This is a genomic window from Myxococcales bacterium, from assembly GCA_022184915.1.
GTDB lineage: Bacteria > Myxococcota_A > Polyangia > Fen-1088 > Fen-1088 > JAGTJU01.
Genome location: JAGTJU010000004.1, coordinates 610,828 through 630,795 on the forward strand (window position 1 = coordinate 610,828; position 19,968 = coordinate 630,795).

The following is a 19,968-nucleotide window of genomic DNA, read 5'->3' on the forward strand; positions in this document are numbered from 1 at the left end:
ACGCCCCGGGAGGGCCCTGCGTCAGTTCATCTCGTTTCAGTTCATTTTTCGATAAACGCCGACGACCACGCCGATGATGTTGACGCTGCGGAAGTCTTTGCGGCGGACATAGATGGGCTTCATGCCCGAGTTCGCGGGCTGGAAGCGAATCTGGTCGCCCTCGGGGTAGTACCGCTTGACCGTGGCTTCGTCTCCGATCATCGCCACGACGATCTCGCCCGGCTCTGCGCGCAGCTGCTTGCGGACGAAGACGAAGTCTCCGTCGAGGATGCCGTCCTCGATCATGGACTCACCCGTGACCCTCAAGGCAAACACCTCGCGGTTTTCGCCGATGAAAAAACGGTCGACCTTGACGCTGCCCTCGGTGTTCTCGACAGCCAGCAGGGGCTGACCTGCCGCTACGCGACCGATGATCGGAACCTCGACCAGATGCGAAGGCTCGGGGCGGGGAGGCAGAGCAGCCGACGCCGCGGCCACGGGCCTGAGCGCGCGCGACTTCAGATCCTCGCGCTGAAGGTAGCCCTTCTTTTCGAGCGCGCGCAGGTGGTCGTTGACGCCGTTCGTGGAACGTATCCCGAAATGGCTGCCGATCTCGCGCAGCGTGGGGGGATAGCCCCGGCTGTCAATCGATTCTTGGATGAACGCCAAGATCTCGCGCTGCCTATCTGTCAGCGCGTCGCGCTCGTCTTCGTCACGAACCAATCTGAGCTCACCCATGTTCTGGTCTCCTTCGCGGCCACCCAACTCGGTCCGCTGCATCCCAGCGTCGAATGACCTGGCGCGGACGGGATCCCCTGCCTTAAACCAATGCGAACTGAACAAACGTATGGTACGGAACGGATGTCTGGTGTCAAGTTTTTCGATGCAGGTCGTCGGCGTAAAGGCCGGTTCGGGGGACAGGCTTTGGCGCTCGCACCGTTTCCCTTTAGTCTGGGCGGGTGTCGGTCGCGACCGGGCGCACGCAGGGCGAGGGTGACGGCGTCGAGCCGCTGCTGGTGGTGTACGTCGAATCCCCGAACCGAGGCGGGCAGGGCGATTCAGTCTACCGGGTCGTCCAACCTAGCCGCGCGCTGGCCGAGGTTCCCGGCGTCCGCGTGGTCACGGGGTCGTGGCTCAGCCCCGCGCTGCACGCGCTCTTGCCGCTCGCCGACGTGGTGGTGTTGGCCGATGTGGTCGAGGCCGATCTCTTGCCCCTCGTGCGCCAGCGCCAGGCGGCCGGGCTGGCGACAATCTACGAGATCAACGACGACTTTCAGGCCCCGCAGCCCTGGAACCCCACAGCGTATTTGGCTCAAAACCCGCTCACGCGCAGCCTGTCTTCGCTGCTTGCGGCCCGTTCTGACGGGGTGCAGTTTTCGACGCCTCATCTGCGAGACCGTTTCGGCTTTCTCAACCCGCGGGGCGCGGTGTTCGTGAACCAGCTCTGGGACGTGCCGGCGCGCGCACCGAAGCCCCCGGGCCTGCGCCTCGGTTGGGGAGGCTCTCTCGGGCACATGGAAGATTTTCGGTCGGTGGTGCCGGCGGTGAAGGCCTGCCTCGAGGCGCACCCCGCGCTTTCGTTCCACGTCATGGGCGCCGAGGTGTTCCGCGAGCTCTGCGGGGCTTTGCCGGCCGGCCGCTGGACGTACCAGCCGGGCGGCTCCCTCGCCGCGTACCTGGCCTTCGTGGACAGTCTGCACATCGGGCTCTGTCCCCTCGAGGACACGGACTTCAACCGCGGACGCTCGGACGTGAAGTTCCTCGAGTACGCGTCGCGCGGCGTGGTGACGCTGGCCGCCGATCGGGAGCCCTACCGGCACAGCCTGGTGCCCGAGCGGACAGGCTTCGTTTACCGCGACGTGCATGAACTGCCGTGCCTCGTGGCGCGTCTGGTGGCCGCGCCAGATCGACGTCAGGAGGTGGCCGTCGCTGCCTACGCCTACGTCACGGCTTCGCGCCGGGAGCGCCCTGCGGCCGCGGGCCGGTTGGCCTTCTGGCGCAGCTGCCTGGCGGGCACCCAGGACCGCGCTGCGGGGACACGAAAGGCGCGGCATCGGCGGGCCGAAGCCGCGCTCGCAACGCTGGCGCAGCCCTTCGGTGACGTCCCCGTCTTTTTACCCCCGGCGGGCGCTTTGGAAACCGCGCTTCTCGAGGGCCTGGCGCTGCTGCGCGACGGGCGAACGAAGCCGGCGCAGGCAGGGTTCGCGGCCGCGACGCGGCTTGCGCCCTCGTTCTACGTGCCCTGGCTTTATCTCGGGCGCGCGGAGTCCGACGAAACACGGGCGCGGGCAGCGCTTGCGCAGGCGCGGACGCTCGCGCCCTTCTCGGTGGCGGCCTGGATGGTCGAGGCGGATCGCGAGGCGGCCGCGGCCGAAGGGCAGGGGGACCGGCTCGTTCACGCGCTTCGGGAGGCCGATCGCCTCGCGCCCGAGCTGGGGGTGCCCGCGGCCCGCCTGGCGGAGCTGGCCGGGGCGGCGGGGGCGCTCGACGAGGCTTTGGCCCTCGAGAGACGGGCGCTCGCAGCCAACCCCTACTATGCGCCGCCCCACGCGCGGCGCGCGCTGCGCGCCCTCGACGGGCACAACGTACCCGCGGAGGTGGAGGCGGCCCTCGAGCGCTGCGCCCGGGCGGACGAACGCTTCTGGATGACCCGGTTCGCCCAGGGGCGGCTCGCTCTGGCCCGTGGCGACGTGAGCGGCGCGCGCGTGCATCTCGAAGCCGCTTTGAGGCAGGCGCCGGATCGGCGGCCCGTCTGGGCGCAGCTGGCGCGCGTGGCGGCGATCGAGGGGCGGCTCGACGACGCCAGGGACTGGCTCGCGAAAGCCAAAGCCCAGGGTTCCTGAGGGGGTGGGTCTGGCTTTCGAAGCGGCTGCCAAATTGTCAGCGCTGCAGATTCGGCATTCGTTCCGTGCCAAAATGACATTCGCCCCGGCGCTCGCATGCCCCAGCACAGAAAAATCAGGCACTTCAGAGGGCCTCGCCGGTTGGCCTCTGCCTTGAACAGGAACTGCTCATGACTGACTCGTCGTCTTCTCCCCCCGACGCCACGCGCCCCGCCATCTTGGTGGTGGACGACGAACCCGGGATTGTCGACTCGCTCCGCAAGGTGTTCGAGCGGGAGTCCCTGCGTGTGGTCACGGCCCGAAACGGAGCGGAGGCGTTGGAAGTGCTGCGCCGCGAGGCCGTGGCCGTCATGCTGACCGACCTCATGATGCCCGGCATGTCAGGGCTCGATCTCTTGCGGGCCTGCCGCCAGCTGTCGCCGGAGACTGAGACGGTGCTGATGACGGCTTATGGGACCGTCGAAAACGCCGTCGAAGCCATGAAGGATGGGGCCTACGACTTCGTCACGAAGCCCATCAAGCGCGCACACATCACGCGGGCCGTGGCCAAGGCGCTCGAAAAGCAGTCGCTCGTGCGAGAAAATCGCTCCTTGCGGGAGCAGCTCGCGGCTCACAAGCGCTTCGAGGCGGTGGGCCAGTCGCTGACCTGGCGACGAACCCTCGAGACGGTCGCGCAGGCCGCGCCCTCGGTGGCAACGGTGTTGTTGTTGGGCGAATCGGGAACGGGCAAGGAGCTCCTGGCCCGGGCCATTCATCAAGGCTCGGCGCGGGCGGCCGGCCCCTTCGTCCCGGTCAACTGCGCGGCGCTGCCCGAATCGATTCTGGAGGCCGAGCTCTTCGGCTACGAGCGGGGGGCCTTCACGGGGGCCGTCCAGCGTCAGGAGGGCCGCTTCGCCCAGGCCCATGGGGGCACATTGTTCCTGGACGAGATCGGAGAGATTCCCGTTCACGTTCAGGTCAAACTGCTGCGCGTGTTGCAGGAAGGGGAGGTCGAGCGGTTGGGCGGCAAGTCCATCAAAGTGGACCTCCGGCTGGTGGCAGCCACCAACCAGGACCTGCGCCAGGCGGTCAAGGAGGGCCGGTTCCGCGAGGATCTCTACTACCGGTTGAACGTGATCCAGATCCGGCTGCCGCCGCTGCGCGATCGGCGGGATGATGTGCCCTTGTTGGCCGAGCACTTTTTGCGGCTGTTCTGCGCGCGCAACGGGCGTCATCTGTCGGGGTTTACGCCGGAGGCCTTGCAGGCCCTCGAGCGCTACGACTGGCCCGGCAACGTGCGCGAGCTGGAGAACGCCATGGAGCGGGCGGTGGTGTTGTGTCGGGGGCAGCAGGTGGGGGTGGACGACCTGCCCCCCGAGGTGCGAACCGGCACGGGGGTTGTGTCGGATGGCAGAACGCTGTCCTTCGCGGTGGGCACGCCGCTCGGCGAGATCGAACGGCGGGTGATTCACGCAACGTTGGCGCACTGTGGCGGCGACAAACGCCTGTGCGCCCAGCTTCTGGGCATCGCCACGCGCACCATCTACCGGCGCCTGGAAGAGGAGCGGGATGACCGTTCGGATCGAGACAGCGCGGCCGAGGACACCTATGCCGCAGCCGCCGTCGCGATCCACGACCGGATCGCCTGAGGCCCCGACGCCGGGGCCCTGTGGCGATTTGGCGAGACGGCCGGGCGTGCGTGCCAATTTGGCAGGCGGGGTCTGCGGGTAACCAGGTAACCAGCTGAAATTACGAAGAGTTTCGGAGCCGTAGCGGTGGCCTCGGTCTTGCTGCGTAAGTGAGACGAAGTGGAATCGCTTCTCCGAAAATACCTGTGGGTTCTGGACCTGGCGACCGCCGGCGTGTGTGCCTTGTTCCTGGCGCGGGCAACGGCCAGCCTCGCCGAGTCGCAAATGATCGGGAACATGCCTTCCCGCACCGCGGGGGGGGCTTCGTTTTCGAGCAAGCCCGCCGTGGCCTACGACAAGGACCAAAAGGACATCCTCGACCGGAACGTTTTCTGCTCGGACTGCCCGCCCTTCAATCCCCCCGCGCCCGTGGAGGCTGCCGAGCCCGGGGCCGAAGCGGGCGAGGCCGAGCCCGAGCGCACCACGCTGCCCTTGGCGGTGATGGCGATCATGTACGCGCCGCCGCCCATGGGCATCAAGTACTCGGTGGCGGTCTTGAAGGACACCGAACACCTGACCGTGGGCGCCTACGCCACCGGCGAGCTCATCCGAGAAGCCAAGATCATCGGCATCGATGAAACTCGCATTCACCTCGACAACCGGGGTAAGCGCGAGTTTTTGGACTTGCTGGCGGCTCCGGAGGAACCCGCACCCGTGGCGGCGGCTCCCGTCGCGCCGCGCGCAGCACCCGGAGACGAGCTCTCCAAAGAGCTCGCCCAAGGGCTCAAGAAGACCGGCGAGAACTCGTTCGAGCTGCAGCGAAGCACGCTCGATTCGGTGCTGGGCAACATGAGCCTGCTGTCGCGGTCCGCGCGCATCGTTCCCGAGATCCGGGACGGCAAGCCCGGAGGATTCCGCCTGTACGCCGTGCGTCCCGAGGGGCCCTTTGCGCTCATCGGCATGCAAAACGGCGACGTGCTTTACGCCATCAACGGACTCGAGATGACCAGTCCCGAAAAGGCGCTGGAGGTCTATTCCAAGCTCAAGTCCGCGCGCCACCTGTCCGTGAGCCTCGAACGCAACGGTCAGAAGATCACGAAGGAATACACGATCCGATGAAGCCCCCGAGCCTAACCCGAGTTTGCATGGTGAGCTATTTGACGGTCGCCACCGTCTTTTCGCCGACGCTGGCATTCGCGCAGACAGAGCCCACCGCAGAGGCCAACGACGCCGCGGCCCCGCGGGTCGAGCGTGGCAAAAAGGGCGCTCGTGCTCCCCTGGCGCAGGTGGTGCGCAAGCTGCGCCGGGCCCCGCCGACCAAGGCGCCGCCCGCTGCGGAGGCCGCACCGGCTCCGGTCGTGGCAGGGGCTCCTCCTGCGCCCGCTCCCGCTCCCGCACCGACGCCGGCCGTGCCCGCGGGGGCCGAGACGCTTGGCGGCGCGGACGTCGTTCAGCTGCCGGGCGAAAAAGAGTTCAACTCATGCAAGAAGCTGCCTAACCGCCGCATCGTCAGGCTCAACCTCAAGCCCGACACCGAGCTGGGCGAGCTGGTGTCCTGGATCTCGACGATCACGTGCACGCAGTTCTTGATCCCCGGCACCACCAACATCGCGGGCAAGAAGGTCACGATTCTCGCGCCCCAGCTCATCACGCCCAGCGAGGCCTACCGGCTGTTCCTGGCGGCGCTCGAGTCGGTGGGGCTCACCGTGGAGCCCACGGATCGGTTCTTGCGCATCGTCGAGACGAACCGGGCGCGGTTCACGGACCTGCCGCTCTACGAGCCGGGGCAACCCGTCCCGGATGACCGTCGCTACGTGACGAGCATGGTGCGTCTCAAACACCTCGACGCCGCCGACGTCACGCAAAACGTGCTCCAGCGGATCAAGGGTGAGCAGGGCGACATCGTCGCGTACCAGGGCGACACCCTCATCATCACGGACCAGGGGGTGCTCATCAAAAAGATGATGAAGGTGCTCGAAGCGCTCGACAAGCCGCATGGCACCGATGAGCGCATCTGGATGGTGCGCATACGCAACACGTCGGCCGTGGAGATGGCGTCTCGCCTTTCCGAGATCTTCAACATCGACTTCGTGGGCCAGGGCACCTTCAACCGCGCGGGCCCGAAGGCGGCGCCCGCACCGAAGCCGCCGGCCCCTGCGGCCAAGCCCAAGGGCCCCACTGCGGGGGTTCTGCCCGATTTGCAGGACCAAATGACCATTACCCGCCTGATTCCGGTGGATCGCACGAATCAGCTCATCGTGGTGGCGCGGCCGCTGGCCTACGAGTGGCTCAAGGTCATGATCGACCGGCTGGATGTGCCCATCGAACGCGAGGGTGATGGGCGGGTGCACATGTACTACTGCAAATACGCGAACTGCGACGAACTTGCGGTCACGTTGGGAGCCCTCACGGGCGTTCCCGTCTCGATCCAGGCCGCGGGGCGCACCACCGGCGGCCAGCGCGCCACGCCGCCGCCCGCAGCCCCGCGTACCACCAATCAGCAGGGTCAGTCACAAGAGCTTCAGCTCTTCGACGGCGAGGTGCGCATCAACTTCGACCGTCCCACCAACGCCTTGGTGATCCTCTCGACGCTCAAGGATTTTCAGGTGCTGCGCAAGATGATCGAAAAGCTCGATTCTCCGCGCAAGCAGGTCTTCATCGAGGCCCTCATCATGGAGGTGCTGCTCGACAAGACCCGTCAGCTGGGGGCGGCGTTCCACGGAGGCGTTCCCACGAACGTGGGAGGGGGTGAGGATAGCTTGCTGATCGGCGGTTTCCGCGCGGCTTCCACGTTGCAGCCCCTCGGGCTGCTGGCCTCGGGCCTCGGGGGCCTTGGGGCGGGCTTGTTCGGGCCCCCCTTGGACCCTCAGCAGGTACGGATCTTCGGCGGCAGTGCCGACATTCCCTCGTTCGGTGTGTTTCTGCAGGCTCTGCAGAGCAACAACGACGTGAACGTGCTGTCGAACCCTTACATCATCATCACGAACAACGACGAGGGTGAGCTGTCGGTTGGTCAGCAGTTGCCCTTCCCGGGCAGCACGTTCGGCGCGGGCTTGCCCGCCGGCGGCGGCGCTGCGGGCGGCCTGCTCGGCGGGTTTGGTCTTGGCGTGCCCGTGAACCGCACCAAGGTGGCGCTGTCCTTGAAGCTGGTGCCGTCGGTGAACGAGCACAACATGATCCGCATGGAGGTTGAACAGAAGATCGAGGACATCCTGTCGGAGAACTTCAACAACCTGGGCCCGGCCACGTCCTTGCGTGAGGCCAAGACCACCGTGGTGACCCGAGACCAGCAAACGGTGCTCATTGGCGGCTTGATGTCGGACCGCACCAGCGAGGCGGTGACGAAGGTTCCGATCCTGGGCGACATCCCCATCCTGGGTTTCTTCTTCCGCAACACCACCAAGCGCAAACAGAAGAGCAACATCATCATCGCGCTCACGCCCTACGTGATCTCCGAGCCGAACGACCTGCGTCGCATCGCCGAAAAGAAGATGCGCGAGCGGCGCGAGTTCATCGAGCGCTACACGGCCTTTCAGGATACGGCCGCGCTCGAATCGGACATCGACTACAGCAAAAAGCGCGGCATGCTCGAGGAGATCAACCGCGGCGTGCGCGAGATCGAGTCCGAGGAGGCCGAGATGCGGGAGATTCGCCGGCGCGACGACCAGGACCGCGAGACGCCGATCGAGCCGCCCATGGCGGTCAGGTGGGCTACGCCGGATGATCCGCGTAGCGCCCGGCGCGCAGGAGCAGACGGTGTGCCGGCTCCCGTGAGCCCGGGGGTGCAAGAGCAGATGCAGGAGGGGGGGGATGCGCCTTCCGCGCCGGAAGGTCCCCCGCCCGAGGCTGAGCCTCCGCCCCCGGCGGGCGACGGCGCGGAATGACCGAGACCCGGACGAGGATCACGACGTGCGACAACGACTGATAGGCGAGATTCTGGTGGCAGCGGGCAAGGCCAAGCCCGTCCAGATCACCCAGGCACTCGAGACCCAGGAGACCGAAGGGGGGCGCCTGGGTGAGCTGCTCGTGCGTCAAAAATCCGTGGAGGAGGCTGACGTTCTGAGGGCGCTCGGCGAGCAGCTGAGTTTGCCTCACTGGGACAAAATACCCGTCGAGCAGATCGACGTGTCGCTGGCCACCAAGCTCCCGATCGGCTTTCTCCGGCAACACAAGCTGCTTCCGGTAAAGGTGGAGGGCGGCGTGGTGCAAGTGGTGATGGGGGATCCGCTCGACGTGTGGGCGCTCGACGACGTGCGCAGCCTGCTAGGCCAAGACGTGGCTCCCGTGGTGGTGGCGCCGATGCGCGTCGTGGACGCGATCAACCACGTCTACGGTCAAAACCAGGAGACGGGCAACCTGGGCGACGGCGAGGACGACATGGAAGGGGAGGGCGAGGAGCTCGTCGACATCCTCGACATCAACGACGAAGCGCCGATCATTCGCTGGGTCAACTCTTTGCTGTTCAGCGCGGTCAAGCAGCGGGCCAGCGACATTCACATCGAGCCAGGCGAAAAAGAGGTGGTGGTGCGCTACCGCATCGACGGCGTCCTCCACGAGGTGCGCCGGGCGGCCAAGCAGTTCATTCCCTCGATCATCTCCCGTGTGAAGATCATGGCCGGGCTGAACATTGCCGAAAAGCGGCTGCCGCAGGACGGCCGCATCAGGCGCCGCATCGCCGGCAAAGACATCGACATGCGTGTGGCCACGGCGCCCACCGTGCGCGGCGGGGAGCGCATCACGATCCGTCTGCTCGATCGAGAGAACGTGCTGCACGACCTGGCCGACATTGGCTTCGGCCACGACCACCTGCACACGATCAACGAGCTCATCAACCGGCCTCACGGCATCATCCTGGTCACGGGACCCACGGGCTCGGGTAAGACCACCACGCTCTACGCGTGTTTGGCGAAGATCAATTCACCCGACTTGAACATCCTGACGGTGGAAGATCCGGTCGAGTACCAGCTCGATGGCATCAGCCAAGTGGCGGTGAACGAAAAGATCGACCTGACCTTCTCCGCCGGTTTGCGCTCGTTTCTTCGTCACGATCCCGACGTGATCATGGTCGGCGAAATCCGCGACCTGGCGACCGCAGAAATCGCCATCCAGGCGTCCCTGACGGGTCACTTGGTGCTCTCGACCATCCACACCAACGACGCGGCAGGCGGTATCACGCGTCTCGTTGACTTGGGTGTGCAGCCCTTCCTCGTGGCGTCGTCGTTGGTTGCCTTGCTGGCGCAGCGGCTCGTGCGGCGTCTCTGCATGGACTGCCGCGAGCCCTACGTGCCGGCCGCGGAAGATCTGCAGAGTGTGGGCATCGACCCGGTAGAGTTCTCGGCGGGGCGCGCGAAGACCATTCGCTTCAAAGGCGAGCCGGCCGCCCCCCCTGTCGGCCACCTCTTTCGCGCCCGTGAGGGCGGATGCACCACCTGTCTCGGCGCTGGCTACCGGGGCCGGACGGCCATCTACGAGCTGCTGCTTCTCGACGAGTCGGTGCGGCAGATGACAATCAAGAACACCGACGCCCAAAACATCAAGAAATACGCCCAGAAGAGCCTGGCAATGCGCAGCCTACGCGATGACGGGGGGCAAAAGGTCCTGGCGGGCATGACTTCGGTCGCGGAGGTGTTGATGATTACCGCGGAGGACGCGCAGTAGGCCGCTTGCTGCGTCGAGAAGCGCACGATGCCACTTTTCGCCTACAAAGGGATTGCCGCTGGAGGCAAGAACGTCTCGGGAACGCGGGAAGCCGACGGACCCAAGAGCCTGCGCCAGCTGCTCAAGCGCGAGTCGGTGTTCATCACCGAGATGCGCGAGGTGCGCTCGGGAGACAAGAGCAACCGCAAGGCGGCTGGTGGCTCGGCGAAGGACAGCGCCCTCAATAAAGAGGTCGACTTCAAGGCGATGTTCGAGCGCATCCGTCCTCAGGATGTGTCGATCTTCACCCGCCAGTTGTCGACGCTGTTGCGCGCGGGCATTCCTCTCGCCGAAGGTCTCGCGGCGTTGGCGGAGCAATCCGATAACAAGAAGTTTCAAATGGTTTTGGCGGGGCTGCGCCAAAAGGTGAACGAGGGCGAGGCCTTGGCCAAGGCGCTCGAGGCCCACCCTCGCGTGTTCCCGGACCTTTACGTGAACATGGTTCGCTCCGGCGAAGCGGCCGGCAACCTCGATGTGGTTCTGCTGCGCCTCTCCGACTTCATGGACACTCAGACCGCTTTGCGCGGGAAGGTCTCCGGGGCCATGACTTACCCGATCATCATGATGATCATCGGGGCCCTCGTCATGGGCGTCCTGATGATCTTCGTGGTGCCGCAGATCACCGAGATCTTCGAAGATTCACAGCAGGCTTTGCCTCTCAACACTCAGATCCTCATCTTCGTTTCGCGCCTTGCGGGCAACTGGTGGTTCATCCTGACACCGCTTGCAGGCGTGGTGGTGTGGTTGCTGCGCCGCTGGGCTGCCGGGCCGGCGGGACGCCAAAAGGTCGACCGCTGGAAGCTGAAGCTCCCCGTTGTGGGACCGCTCGTGCGTTACCTCGCGGTGGCGCGCTTCGCACGCACCTTGGCCACGATGTTGGCCTCGGGTGTTCCCGTGCTGACAGCCCTGGAAATCGTGCGTCGCGTGCTCAACAATGTGGTGCTGGAGAAGGTGGTCGAGGAGGCCCGAGACGCGATTCGTGAGGGTGAATCGGTGGCCGCGCCGCTCAAGCGCTCCGGCCAGTTTCCTTCGATGATGTGCCACATGGTGGCGGTGGGTGAACGTTCGGGTGAGCTCGAGACCATGCTCGAGCACGTGGCGGATGCTTACGAACGCGACGTGGAAGCCAAGGTGGCCCGGCTGACGGCCCTGTTGTCTCCGCTGATGATCGTCGTCATGGCCGTGGGCGTGGGGTTCGTGGTGTTTTCGATTATCCAGCCCATCCTTCAGATTCAACAGTTCGTCCAATAAACGAGACTTGCCCAAAGGAGTGCGAGAATGTCCCAGCCAGAACAGCGATCCGACATCCCAAACGAAGGTGCGAGCGGCTTTGCGCCCGGCGTCGTACGCGCCCTCGGGACGCGCGTGCGCCGTGGCGACGCCGGCATGACCCTGCTCGAGGTGCTGATCGTGTTGGCGCTCATCAGCTTGATCGCCGGCACCATCGGCGTGGCCGTGTTCAACAACTTCAAAAAGGGCCAGATCAAAGCCGCCAAGCTGAACGTGAAGGAGGTCTCCGGCGCCGTTCAGCAGTACATGATTGACAACAACTCCGAGTGCCCGCCCACCATCGACGATCTGGTCAGTCAGAAGTACTTGAAGAAGAACAACATCAAGGATCCCTGGGGAAAGCCGTTCACGATCAAGTGCCCCGGTGATCAGGATCCTGACGGCATCGATGTGATGTCTTCGGGTCCCGACAAGCAGGAAGGCTCCGAGGACGACATCGTCTCTTGGAAGCTCTGAGCCCGGCGTGCGCGACGGATAGAGTTGCTCGATGACCGCACGGCGCCGGGCCCCGAACGCGGGGTTCACCCTGCTCGAGGTCTTGGTGGTGATGGCACTGCTGGGGCTCTTGGTGGGCACCACCGTGCGGGGAATCCGCTCGCTGGCCCGGAGCGATATCAAGAGCGCGGCGTCACGGCTCTCGGGAGCCATGCGCTACCTCTTCGATCGCGCCTCCACCACGGGCAAGGTGCATCGGCTCGTGCTGGACTTCGCGGAGCACAAGTACTGGGCGGAAGTGTCGGACGACCGCTACTTTCTGCCGCGAGAGAGGGAGACGCCCGAAAGTCGCATCGTGGCGTGGAAGGAAGAGCAGGAGGAGGCCGAACGACGCGCCGAAGGGCGCGCGCGGGGAGGGCGCGCCGATGAGGAATCCGGGGGTCAGGGTACGGGCCTGGGCGTCGGGTTTGGTAGTGGCTTCGGCAGCGCCAACAGCTACGACGTGGAAAAGTACCTGCCCAAGCCTTTCAAGCGCAAGCAGGCGCGGTTTCAGTCGTTCAAGGAGACGGCGATCAAGCCCGTTACTCTCAAGAACGCCAAGCTCTTCAGTGTCTACACCCCGCGCCTTTCGGAACCTATCCAGGAAGGTAAGGGGTACGTCTATTTTTTTCCCCTGGGCTACGCCGAGGCGGCCATGGTCTACCTGACGGACGAAGACCAAGAGGTCACCTATTCTCTGGTGGTCCACCCGCTCACCGGCCGCGTGAAGATCTACAACCAGTACGTGGAGCCACCGCTCGAGACCCAGGTGGACGATGCGGGTGAGGTGGTCGACCCATGAGGCCGCGGCGGACCCGTCGGCAATGCCGCCGTCACCGGTGCCCGGCTTCGGGTGGCTTTTCCTTGCTCGAGGTCATGGTGGCCTTGGCCATCTTGGCAGGGGCGCTGATCATCCTTCTGCGGATCGTCACCGGCAACGTTCAGAACACGAACAAGGCCAAGCTGATGACGGTGGCTACCTTCCTCGCCCGGGCGAAGATCGTGGAGATCGAGGACCGCGTGCTCATCGAGGGCTTCATCGACTTCGACGACGAGCGCAAGGGCGACTTCGCGAACGAGGGCTACCCGGAGATCGCCTGGGACTCGATTGTGGAACGGGTGCGTCTGCCGCTCGACCTGGCCCAGCAGACGCAGCAGGCCGCGGCGGATACCAGCCAGAGTGCCACCGACCTCAACAATCAAAACCCGCTGCAATTCATGGCGGGTTTCATGGGTGGCTTCATGAGCACTCTCATCGAGCCCATTCGGCTGGGCCTCGAGGAGTCGGTGCGCAGGGTCACGGTGAGGGTGTACTGGCAGGAGCTAGGCAAGCCGCAGCAGAGCTTCGAGGTGGTGACGTTCCTGACCGATCCCTCGAAGCTGGATCAAGCGCTGACGGGTGGGGCCATGTCGGCAGCGGGCGCGCCGGGGGCGCCGGGGGCTGCGGGCGCCACGAACCCCGGCCAGCCGCCGGGCCAACAGACGCCGCTGCCCAACTTGCCGGTCCCCGGCGCTCTCGGAGGCAAAAAGTGAGCGGGTCTCGCGCTCGCCGCAGCCAAGCAGGCTTCACGCTCCTCGAGGTGATGCTGGCCATGACCATCTTGATGTTCATCTCGGTGACCATCTGGGGCATGTTCAGCCGCACCTACGACACCAAGCGCCGCTTGGAGGTGGCACAGGAGCGCATTCACGTCGCCCGCGTGGCGCTCATGCGCATCACACGGGAGCTGGAGATGGCGTACCTCTCGAACCACGAGAATTCTCTCATCCAGGACCGCCGTACGTTGTTCGTTGCCACCTCGAAGGGGGACGTCGACGAGCTGCGGTTTTCATGGTTCGGAAAGCAGCGGTTGCGTGCCGACCTGGCCGAGGGCGACACGGCCCTGGTGATGTACTTCGCCGAGCGCGATCCCGAAGACCCAAGCGTCACCAACCTGATGCGCCGGGAGACGCGACGCCTGCAGGCCGCCGACGCCCGCACGGTGAAGGCCGACACATACATCCTGTGCCCCCACGTAAGCCGGCTGAAGTTCAGCTTCTACGACGCACGCCTACGGGAGTGGCGAGACGCCTGGAGCACGATCGGGGGCGAACAGCTCGACTATTTGCCCACCCACGTGCGGGTGGCGCTGACGGTGCTCGACGAGCGGAACCGCGAGGTGACGTACCTCAGCGCTGCGCGGCTACAAATGACGGAAAAAGTGCAGCACATTCCCCTCCTGCGGTGACCTCGATGAAGCGAACGTGCAACAGGATCAGGACCGCGCTCGTCGAACGGCACCGCGCGCGCCACCGGCGTGATCGCGAAAGCGGCGTGGCGTTGCTCATGACGATCGCCTCATTGACCTTGCTCATCGCCTTGGTCACCGAGTTCACCTACGACACCACCATCCAGCTGGCCCAGGCGGCGAACGCCCGCGACGAGGTGCGGGCTCACTACATGGCGCGTTCGGCCGTGAACCTCTCCCGCATGCTCATCAAGGTTCAGACGCGGTTCATCGATCCCATCATGGGCAACGCCCAGAAGATGCTAGGCAACAGCCTGGGTCCTGGGATGGGGCTGTCCCTCCGCATCACCGACTACGCCGGTCCCATCATGAGCTTTTTCGGCGGCTCGAAGGAGGAAGCGGCGGGGCTTGGTGGACTCATCGGGATTGACGTCACCCAGGCCAAGGGGCTGGGATCGGCGCACGGCACACTCGACGCCGAGATTTCGACAGAGGACGGCAAGATCGATCTCAATTGCGGTAGCGGCATGTCCTGGAACGCGCAGAGCCAGGCGATCCTCTACCAGCAGCTTTTGGGGCTGATGTACTCGCCCCGCTACAACCCGCTCTTCGAGTTTCCGAACGCCCAGGGTCAGATCGTCGAACGCACCGAGGTGGCCACGGCCCTCATCGACTGGGCCGACGGGGACGAGCAGCGGTTTTCGCCGCTTGGGAGCTCCGGTTCGGAGGACTATCGCTACAACGCTGGCCGAGATCCTTACCGCTCCCACGACAACAGCTACGACACGGTCGAGGAGGCCGCGCAGGTGTACGGCATGAGCGCCGATTTGGTTGAGGCCTTCATGCCGTATCTCACGGTGTACGCGAACAGCGATGGTAGTCGGCAGTGCAAGGTCAATCTGCGTTCGATCAAGGGCGACTGCACGCCACTCCTGGTTGGGCTCATTCGGGCGGCCATGTTGAGCGACCCCACGAAGCCGCCCTCTGACCCGTCCGTGCTGGACGACCGCATGATTTACCCTTTGGCCAGCATCCTGTGTGAACGGGGCAGTGTTCTCGGCTTCGACAGCCTCGAGACCATCGTGTCCGTGCTCAGCAACCCGGCCGGGTCGATCTCGCGGGAGGATCCGCGCTACCAGATGATGCAGCAGCTGCGTGGCATCAACGTTTCTAAGGAAGATCTGGCCAAGGTGGCCTACGTGGGCACGCCCCGTGTGTATCGGATCGTGGCGAAGGGCGAAGTGGGCAAGGTCAAAAAGAAGATCACGGCCATCCTCGATACCAGCCGAGATCTGTTCAATCCCGTAACCCAGAACGTCATGGCGGAACGAGCCGCCGGCGTGTTTCAGTATTGGCGCGAAGAATGAAAGCCGAAGTTAAGCACCAGGAGTCGTCATGGCGCATCTGATCACAGGCATCGATCTGGGCAGTCACGCCGTCAAGTTCGTCTGCATCGAGGCGGGATTCCGCAAGGCCAGGGTTCGCGCGGCCTTCGAACAACTCGTCGAGCCGGGCGAGTCCGCGTTGGCCGAGCGTCAGGCCGCCGCGCTAACGAAAGGCCTTGCCAAGGTACCGGGCGAGCTGATGGCATACGCCGCGCTCGACGGTGACCGGCTGGCGGTGCGGCGTCTTCAGTTTCCCATTGCTGACGTCCGCAAGGTCGAATCGGCCATCCCGTTCGAGCTCGAGGGTGAGATCGCTCAGCCGCTCGAGAGCGTGGTGTTCGATTTCGAGCTTTTGCCCCCCGGAAGCTCGCCGGAAGAGGCGACACGGGTCCTGGCCGTGGCGGCGGGGCAGGAGGACGTGGGGGCGGCCCTCGAGCGCTTCAAGGCCGCTGGGGTGGAGCCCCGAAGCTTGTACGCGGCCCCGCTGATTTATCGCTTCCTCGAACCGGCCCCCTCCGTGGTGGCGGCAGAGGATATGGCGGCCGCTGCGGCCGCGCGCGAAGACACGCTGGTTGCTCAGCTGCCCACGCCCGACGTGGTGGCCGCCGCCGAAGCGGAAGCGGACACAATTTCGTCTGGCGGGCCCCCTCTGCGCCTGCTGCTGGACATGGGCGCCGCCCGCACGAACCTCGTGGTTCTCGAAGCCGGGCGCCCGGTGTTCTCGCGCACCGTGCTGCGCGGAGGAAACCACCTGACCTTGGCGTTGGCTGAGGCTTTCGGGGCCTCTTTCGAGCAGGCCGAAGCAGCCAAGTGCACCCGGGGTGCCGTGGCCCATGCGGGTTTCGTGGCCGCCGACGCCGTGGAGGCACGCATGGCGGAGGTGCTGCGCGCGTCCTTGGCCCCGCTGCTGCGCGACGTGCGGCAGACGCTGGCCAGCTATCACGGGCTTTACCACCGGAGGGTGGAGCGGCTCTCCGTCGTGGGGGGCTGTTCGGCGCTGAGGGGGCTTGCCGCCGGGCTTGCCGAGGCTCTCGACATGAAGCTCGTCGGCCTTGAAACGGATCGCTCGGGGTTCCCGGCCGAGGCCGACGAGTTGCCCCTGGCGCCCCCCTTCGCTCTTGCCGAGGCCATTGCGTGGGCGGGGGTGCGCGGCGCGCGCGTCACCGACCTGCGCAAGGGCCCCTTCGTGTACCGCGCAAGCTTCTCCGTGGTCCGCCAGAAGGCCTGGCACCTGGCTGCGCTCGCGGCAGCCGTGGTGATGGCGGTCGTGGTGGACGGCGCGATGGCCTACACCCGGCTTCATCAGGAAAACGAAAAGCTCGAATCGGAGCTTGCGCAGGCAACCCGCGAACTGTTTGGGGCGCCCGATGGCGATGCGGCGAGCGTGGCGCGCTTGCTCAAGCGCGGGTTCCGCGAAGAGATGCCTCCCATACCCGCGTTGACGGCCTACGACATCTTGAATGAGGTCTCGCGGCGCCTGCCTTCGAAGGAGAAGATCAAGCTGGACCTGCTGCAGCTGGATATTCGCCCGAAGAAGATCTTCTTGAAGGGAACCATCGATTCGGTCGCCTCGGTCGACGAGATGGTGGGAGCGCTCAAGGAGATCGACTGCTTCGAGGAGATCACCAAGGGTGCGATCACCGAGGTGTCCGGGGGCGAAAAGCAGTTCACTCTTAACGTGAAGTCCACGTGTCCGTGAGCGCCGCAGGACGCGTAAATCGAAGGAAATGAAGTATGGCAAAGCTGGGTGACATCAAGACCAAACTCGCGCGTCCCCTCGCGGCGGTAGCCGGTGAGTGGGATCGCATGGCGCCGCGAGAGCGACGGCTCGTTGCGGCCCTGGGTGCTGCGGTGGTTCTCATGGTCATGTTCGTGGGCGGGTTCATGTTCTTTTCGAGCCTCGGCGACGTCGAGACGCGGAACGAAGAGATCCGTGACGCCCTCAAGGCCATCGCCCGCAACCGCAACGAGTATCTGGAAGCCAAGGGTCAGATGCGGGCGTTGGAGGTGCGCATCGGCAGCATTCCGCCCCAGCTCGCAACCGATCTCGAGGCTGCTGCCCGCGAGGTGGGCATTCAGATCCCCGAGACCAACGAGCGACCTGCCGCTGCCGTGGGAAAGCGCTACATGGAGCACAACGTGGACGTCACGCTCCGCCAGGTGGACCTGCAACAGCTCGCGCGCTTTCTGCACAAGCTCGAGACGGGGCAACACATGATTTATGTGACCCGCCTCGACGTGCGCCGGCGGTTTGCCGAAAAAGACAAGCTCGATGTGAAGCTCACGGCGTCAGGGATCGAGCGCGTACAAGCCCAGCCCAACAAACGGAAGCTGGCGGGAGGACGTCCGGAAGATGTTTGACCTCAAGCGTTTCAATCTCGCACGGCTCATCAGCCGTAGCGGCACGGTGGGCCTGATGGTGGCGTTCGGGGCCGTGGTCTACGCCGTCGCGCTGGTCGTGGTGTTTCCCTACGAGCGGGTGGGCGAGTTCGCGGAGGCAACCGCCAGCACGTTGGGCTACGACGTGGAGATCGGGGAAACGGGCCCTACTTTCGGGGTGGGCGTCAAGCTCGACGAGATTCGTGTGCGCACACGGCCTCGCGCCGGTAGCAAACCCGTGAGCTTTCTCATCGAGACCGCCCGCGTGACCACCTCGCCGCTCAAGAACCTGACCGGCGGTCTCGCCTACGATTTCGAGGCCGAGGTCTTTGGTGGGCAGCTGGCGGTCTCTGTCGAGGCGGACAGCAAGCAAGGGGAGGGCAAGGTCAACGTGCAGGGACTCGACTTGGCCCAGTTGCCGGGCATCAAGGAGTCGTTCGGGATTCCTTTGGCGGGCAAGGTCAGTGCCGACGTGGCGCTGGTGCTGCCGAAGCTGAAGGCAGCCGAGGCGGACGGCACCGTGCAGATCCAGTGCGCTGGCTGTTCGGCGGGGGACGGCAAGGCCAAGCTGAGGGTGGATAGCAATCCGCTCCTGGCGGAGGGGCTCACCATCCCGCGCTTGAGGCTTGGCGATCTCGAGGGACGGATTGTGTTCGAGAAGGGGACCGGCCGCATCGAAGGCATGCACGCCAAGAGCCCCGACGCCGAGATCGACGTGGAAGGCACGGTACGCCTGGCCGATCCCGCAGATCTGTCCCAGCTCGATCTCTACGTGACGTTCAAGCTCAGCGACAAGCTGGTCAAGAGTGACGACAAGTTCCAACTGCTCCTCCAGCTCGCCGAAATGCAAGGCAAGCGCCCCGATGGCTTTTACGGTTTTCGGATCCAGGGCTCTCCTCGCCATCTGCGTGACCCGCAGTGGTCGAAGACCTCTCCTTTTCCCCCGCGCAGCCGTACCCCCAAGCCCAACGCGGGCTGAACAGGGCGGGCGTCAATCACCGAGGGCTGCGCCCTCGCGCTTCATGGTGCGCAGGCGCTCGTGCAGACTGCTCCGCGAGATCCCGAGCGCCCGCGCGGCCTTCACACGGTTCCCGTGGCACTGCCGTAGCTGGTAGACGATCAAAGCCCGCTCGACCTCGGCCACCGTCTTTCCCTTCACGTCGAGCCAGTGTTCAGGCAGGCGCGGGGCGGGTGCAGGTTCATCGGCGGCGTAGCCGGCCGGGGCGGGGAAAAGCTGCGTGTCACAGCCAGCGAGCTCATCGGCGACGGCGTCCCAGGCCAGCCGTGGCCCTCGGAGGGCCGCGACGCGCGCCGCGAAATGCTTCAGCTCCCGGACGTTGCCTGGCCACGGGTGGCGGCACATCAGGTGCCAGACCTCGGGGGGAGGCTCACCAGCAGGGGCCTCTGCTCCCCAGAAGGAGGTCAGCAAGGGCCCGAAATCCTCCGGGCGTTCCCGCAGGGGCGGAAGCGTCAACGTGGCGCCTGCCAGGCGGTGATAGAGATCCAATCGAAAACGCCCTTCATGGGCCTCCCGACGCAGATCCCGGTTCGATGCCGCCACCAGCCGGACGTCCACGGGTAAAGGCCGCCTCCCGCCCACGCGCACGACCACGGACTCTTCGAGCGCGCGGAGCAGCTTGGGCTGCAGATCGAGGGGCAATTCGCCAACCTCGTCGAGGAAGAGGGTGCCGCCGTGGGCGGCCTGGAACCACCCCGCCTGGGCATCTCGGGCCCCCGTGAACGCCCCACGCTCATGCCCGAAGAGCTCGCTCTCGATGAGCTCGCGAGGCAGCGCCGCGCAGTTGACCACCACCCAGGGCCCATGGACGCGGGGGCTGGCCTCGTGAACGAAGCGCGCCAGACTCTCTTTGCCCGTTCCACTTTCGCCGCTGACCAACACCGGCAGGGGGCTCTGCGCGAGCTTGCGCGCCCGGCTCACGAGCGCCGTGAGCGAGGGCGCATTCACCAGCAGGTCTGCCGCCGTGCACGCGCGTGGGTGGGTGGGTGGAAGAGGTGGGGGGACTTCCGCAACGCCAAGCGAGGTCATGTCCCTCTATCGGGTCACCTGCGCCAAAGTTGTCGAAAA

At 65.5% G+C, this 19,968-nt stretch carries 16 protein-coding genes; 14 read left to right on the forward strand and 2 right to left on the reverse strand.

Annotated elements, in window-relative coordinates; translation table 11 throughout:
* Positions 1-36: 36 nt before the first annotated feature.
* Positions 37-717, reverse strand: a complete 681-nt coding sequence (gene lexA, locus KA712_17685; protein ID MCG5054798.1) for a transcriptional repressor LexA — start codon at positions 715-717, stop codon at positions 37-39.
* Between the two features lie 221 nt (positions 718-938).
* Here lexA and KA712_17690 point away from each other — a divergent pair, with 221 nt between their 5' ends.
* From KA712_17690 to gspN, 14 genes are all read left to right on the forward strand, one after another.
* On the forward strand, positions 939-2,822 hold the full coding sequence (locus KA712_17690) for a glycosyltransferase (GenBank protein MCG5054799.1): 1,884 nt from the start codon (positions 939-941) through the stop codon (positions 2,820-2,822).
* A 170-nt stretch (positions 2,823-2,992) separates the two neighbouring features.
* Positions 2,993-4,450 carry a sigma-54 dependent transcriptional regulator gene (locus KA712_17695; protein ID MCG5054800.1) on the forward strand — a complete coding sequence of 486 codons (1,458 nt, stop codon included), beginning with the start codon at positions 2,993-2,995 and terminating at the stop codon, positions 4,448-4,450.
* 159 nt (positions 4,451-4,609) lie between these two features.
* Entirely contained in the window at positions 4,610-5,548 is a 939-nt protein-coding gene (locus tag KA712_17700) for a hypothetical protein (GenBank protein MCG5054801.1), read from the forward strand.
* 26 nt (positions 5,549-5,574) lie between these two features.
* A complete protein-coding gene (gspD, locus tag KA712_17705) occupies positions 5,575-8,313 on the forward strand; it encodes a type II secretion system secretin GspD (protein MCG5054802.1) in 2,739 nt (912 codons plus the stop codon).
* Positions 8,240-10,087, forward strand: coding sequence for a type II secretion system ATPase GspE (gene gspE / locus KA712_17710; protein ID MCG5054803.1), 1,848 nt, complete (start codon positions 8,240-8,242; stop codon positions 10,085-10,087). The genes gspD and gspE overlap by 74 nt, the downstream gene beginning before the upstream one ends.
* 27 nt (positions 10,088-10,114) lie before the next feature.
* Positions 10,115-11,377 (forward strand): type II secretion system inner membrane protein GspF, encoded by a 1,263-nt coding sequence (gspF, locus tag KA712_17715; protein ID MCG5054804.1) that lies wholly within the window; start codon positions 10,115-10,117, stop codon positions 11,375-11,377.
* 27 nt (positions 11,378-11,404) lie between these two features.
* Positions 11,405-11,872, forward strand: a complete 468-nt coding sequence (locus KA712_17720; GenBank protein MCG5054805.1) for a type II secretion system protein GspG — start codon at positions 11,405-11,407, stop codon at positions 11,870-11,872.
* A gap of 31 nt (positions 11,873-11,903) precedes the next feature.
* The gene (locus KA712_17725; GenBank protein ID MCG5054806.1) at positions 11,904-12,692 is read left to right on the forward strand and encodes a prepilin-type N-terminal cleavage/methylation domain-containing protein; all 789 of its coding nucleotides are present in this window, start codon (positions 11,904-11,906) and stop codon (positions 12,690-12,692) included.
* Entirely contained in the window at positions 12,689-13,423 is a 735-nt protein-coding gene (locus KA712_17730; GenBank protein MCG5054807.1) for a prepilin-type N-terminal cleavage/methylation domain-containing protein, read from the forward strand. Before KA712_17725 ends, KA712_17730 begins: the two co-directional genes overlap by 4 nt.
* Complete coding sequence (locus KA712_17735; protein MCG5054808.1) at positions 13,420-14,118, forward strand: prepilin-type N-terminal cleavage/methylation domain-containing protein; 699 nt, start codon at positions 13,420-13,422, stop codon at positions 14,116-14,118. Before KA712_17730 ends, KA712_17735 begins: the two co-directional genes overlap by 4 nt.
* A gap of 5 nt (positions 14,119-14,123) precedes the next feature.
* Positions 14,124-15,485 carry a general secretion pathway protein GspK gene (locus KA712_17740; protein ID MCG5054809.1) on the forward strand — a complete coding sequence of 454 codons (1,362 nt, stop codon included), beginning with the start codon at positions 14,124-14,126 and terminating at the stop codon, positions 15,483-15,485.
* A gap of 28 nt (positions 15,486-15,513) precedes the next feature.
* Complete coding sequence (gene pilM, locus KA712_17745) at positions 15,514-17,202, forward strand: pilus assembly protein PilM (protein MCG5054810.1); 1,689 nt, start codon at positions 15,514-15,516, stop codon at positions 17,200-17,202.
* Positions 17,203-17,237: 35 nt separating this feature from the next.
* Entirely contained in the window at positions 17,238-17,864 is a 627-nt protein-coding gene (locus KA712_17750) for a type II secretion system protein M (GenBank protein ID MCG5054811.1), read from the forward strand.
* Positions 17,857-18,861 (forward strand): type II secretion system protein GspN, encoded by a 1,005-nt coding sequence (gene gspN, locus KA712_17755; protein MCG5054812.1) that lies wholly within the window; start codon positions 17,857-17,859, stop codon positions 18,859-18,861. The genes KA712_17750 and gspN overlap by 8 nt, the downstream gene beginning before the upstream one ends.
* A 12-nt stretch (positions 18,862-18,873) precedes the next feature.
* On the opposite strand, the gene KA712_17760 is transcribed toward gspN, so the two are convergent.
* Positions 18,874-19,929 carry a sigma-54 dependent transcriptional regulator gene (locus KA712_17760; GenBank protein MCG5054813.1) on the reverse strand — a complete coding sequence of 352 codons (1,056 nt, stop codon included), beginning with the start codon at positions 19,927-19,929 and terminating at the stop codon, positions 18,874-18,876.
* Between the last annotated feature and the right edge of the window lie 39 nt (positions 19,930-19,968).